The 2,923-nt window shown below is 56.8% G+C and carries 4 protein-coding genes and 1 pseudogene; 4 read left to right on the forward strand and 1 reads right to left on the reverse strand.

What is annotated here, in order from left to right:
* The 4 genes from ACLBYB_RS32460 to ACLBYB_RS32475 all read left to right on the forward strand — a co-directional run.
* Nucleotides 1-113, forward strand: a 113-nt coding sequence (locus ACLBYB_RS32460; RefSeq protein ID WP_447701338.1) for a transposase domain-containing protein, incomplete at its 5' end; no start/stop codon positions are given.
* 116 nt (nucleotides 114-229) lie between these two features.
* Complete coding sequence (locus tag ACLBYB_RS32465) at nucleotides 230-622, forward strand: tyrosine-type recombinase/integrase (RefSeq protein ID WP_447701335.1); 393 nt, start codon at nucleotides 230-232, stop codon at nucleotides 620-622.
* A gap of 129 nt (nucleotides 623-751) precedes the next feature.
* Nucleotides 752-1,858, forward strand: coding sequence for a type I restriction enzyme HsdR N-terminal domain-containing protein (locus ACLBYB_RS32470; protein ID WP_447701336.1), 1,107 nt, complete (start codon nucleotides 752-754; stop codon nucleotides 1,856-1,858).
* 278 nt (nucleotides 1,859-2,136) lie between these two features.
* Nucleotides 2,137-2,862: a phospholipase effector Tle1 domain-containing protein gene (locus ACLBYB_RS32475; RefSeq protein WP_447701337.1), complete on the forward strand. Its 726-nt coding sequence runs from the start codon at nucleotides 2,137-2,139 to the stop codon at nucleotides 2,860-2,862.
* On the opposite strand, the pseudogene ACLBYB_RS32480 reads toward ACLBYB_RS32475, so the two are convergent.
* Nucleotides 2,814-2,923 (reverse strand): annotated as a pseudogene (locus ACLBYB_RS32480) (IS5/IS1182 family transposase); the annotation flags it as partial. The gene ACLBYB_RS32475 and the pseudogene ACLBYB_RS32480 overlap by 49 nt on opposite strands.

Consider the following 2,923-nt stretch of genomic DNA (forward strand, 5'->3'; position numbering starts at 1 on the left):
AGGCCTACCTGACCGACGTCATCACCCGCATCGTCGCCGGCCATCCGCAGAGCCATATCGACGACTTGCTGCCCTGGGCCTACGCCCCGCAGCCCCTCAAAGCCGTGGCCTGAGAACGACGCTTACGATCAAGGCCACGGCTTGGTGTGAAACAGAATGGGGAATAGCGGTTCACGCCCGCCGCGAACGCCTGCGCGGAGGGTCAGGTTTCTAGGAAAGCGCCGCTCCCATGGCCTATCCCGCCCCGGCCGGTTGGCGGCTGCACACCCCACGCGGACACCGTAAGTACCTCAATCCGGACAAGCGCCGCCGCTTCCTCGTGGCGGCCGACCGCGCCGCGCCGGAACTGCGGGCGTTCTGCCATCTGCTGGCCTGGACCGGCTGCCGCTTGTCCGAAGCTCTCGCCCTGGCCTCGGCCGACCTCGATGCCGCCGCCGGGAACGCCGGGCTGCACGTCTCACCCAACGGACTGCGGCCCGGGTTCGGAGTCCATGCGGTGCGCTCCGGCGTGCCGCTCAACCTGCTGCAACGCTGGCTCGGGCACGAGCATATCGCCACCAAGGCGATCTACGCGGACGTGCTGGGGGCCGAGGAACGGGAGATCGCGGCCCGCATGTGGTGACGCAAGCCCGCACCGAGCAGAGTACAGTGCACACCTTAGGCTGTTGTCAGTCTCAGATACCACCTACGCGCTACCACCCTATGAAAAGGTGTGTAGGATCAAAGGGCGAATCAGGTGGGGTATCCTGGAATGAGCCTTGAAGAAAAGCTACGCACAATCGCTGAGCGGGTCCGGTCTCATTCAAGTGCGATGCTAACTGAGGAGTCGGTCAAAACGGCGGTCGTGCTGCCGTTCTTTGCTGCGTTGGAATATGATGTTTTCAATCCAAACGAGGTGATCCCCGAGTTTACCGCCGATGCGGTAGGTAAGAAGGGCGAGAAAGTCGACTATGCGCTTAAGCTTGATGGCCAAGTGCGGATACTAGTCGAGTGTAAGCCGATCACGACAAATCTGGATAAGGTACATCTAGCGCAGTTGTATCGATATTTTTCTGTCACGGATGCAAAATTTGCAATCCTGACCAATGGTCGGACGTTTCATTTCCATACCGACTTGGAGTCCCCGAACAAGCTGGACGATCGGCCGTTTTTGATATTTGATTTGTCGGATTTGCATGCCTCGGTAATCGCAGAATTACGAAAATTTAGTCGAAATGAATTCAATGTCGACAGCATTTTACAGTCCGCGCATCGCCTTAAATATACTTCTGCGATTAAAAAAGAACTGCATACATTGATGGATGCGCCCAGCGAAGATTTTGTGCGCATGGTTGCAGCTCCACTCCAAACGGGAAGGTTTACGGCCCAGGTTCGTGATCAGTTCACTCCCTTGGTCAAAGCCGCATTCCGCGAGATTATCCGTGATGCTGTGCAGGCTCGACTATCGTCGGCACTGGCTGACAATGAAGATTTGACCCTTATGCCACTTGATGTCGCCTCTCCAGAAGAGGAAGAAATTGTAACTGCAGACGAGGAGCGCGAGGGCTATATGATCGTGCGCGCTATCGTCCGCGAGGTAATCAAAGCGGATCGAGTTATCATTCGTGATCAGAAAAGCTATTGTGGAATCATTGTCGATAATAACAATCGCAAGCCGTTGGCCCGACTTCATTTCAACCGCAGCATTAAGTACGTGGGTTTGTTTGATAAGGAGAAAGAAGAAAAAGTTCGGATAGATACTCTTGATCAGATCTATGAACTAACGGACCGCCTGCGTGCTACAGCGCGTTTCTATCTCGAAGGCGGCACTCGGAAGAGTGAGCCCGCAAATAGCTCGGCAGGAGTTGAGGTCGGATAGGCAGATTGCGAAGGAAGATCTGTGTCCAGTAACCGATGCGGCGGCTTTGCTGATGCAGCTCTCCTCCGTGGGGCAGTGGTCTTCGCGGAATGACTCCGCATTGGCAGGATTCGGTGAACGCGTTCGTACAGGTCTAGGGATAAAACCCCGATCAATTGCTTTGTGCGCTGGCGCCCATCGGGGCATTCTCGTGCTGATCAAGCTTAGGCCTTAGATTTCGCTCATCCGGTGCTGTCCGGTGAGCAGTATACTTATAATTTTGCCAAAGGAGGAGGGGCGTGGCCAAAAACATCGTCATCTTTTCAGATGGCACTGGGCAGGGCGGCGGTCTGCTTACCGACGAAAATCGGAGCAACGTGTACAAGTTGTTCCGCGCAGCACGGATCTGCCCTGATATCAGCATTGATCCGGCCGAGCAGATAGCGTTCTACGATTACGGCTTGGGGTCCAAGGCTGCTGGCAGCGATATCAAGATAGGCTGGTGGCGTTGGCTCTACAACATTCTTGGGCAAGCGACTGGTCTCGGCATAACCCGCAACATCATAGACTGCTACGCGGCAATCCTGCGCGTCTGGGAGCCGGATGACCGGATCTACCTGATCGGGTTCAGCCGTGGCGCCTACACCGTCCGCTGCGTCGCAGGCGTGCTCTCGCTATGTGGCATCCCGACCCGGAGTGGCCCTGATCAGCAACTTATGCGGGATCCGGCATCGGCGAAGGCGATAGCCACTCAGGCCGTCAAACACGTCTACCAGTTCGGCAGCTCGATCAAAGGTGACCCGTACAAGTCCATACGCATGGAACTGGCGCGCCGGTTCCGAGAGCATTACGCCTCGGCCGCGCCCGACCATTCAACCCCGTCAAACGCCTACCCGTATTTCATCGGGGTATGGGATACCGTTGCCACCCTTGGGCTGACGAAGGGTCGGACGCTCGTTCTAGGGTTTGGACTCGATCAGCACCAGAAGGTGATGACGGCGGCCAGAGCGAGGGCCGAAGCGTAGTTGCGGGCAAGCTTGTCGTAGCGGGTTGCGATCCGGCGAAAGTCCTTGAGGCGGTTGAAGG

The sequence above is a fragment of the Methylobacterium sp. D54C genome, assembly GCF_053345595.1.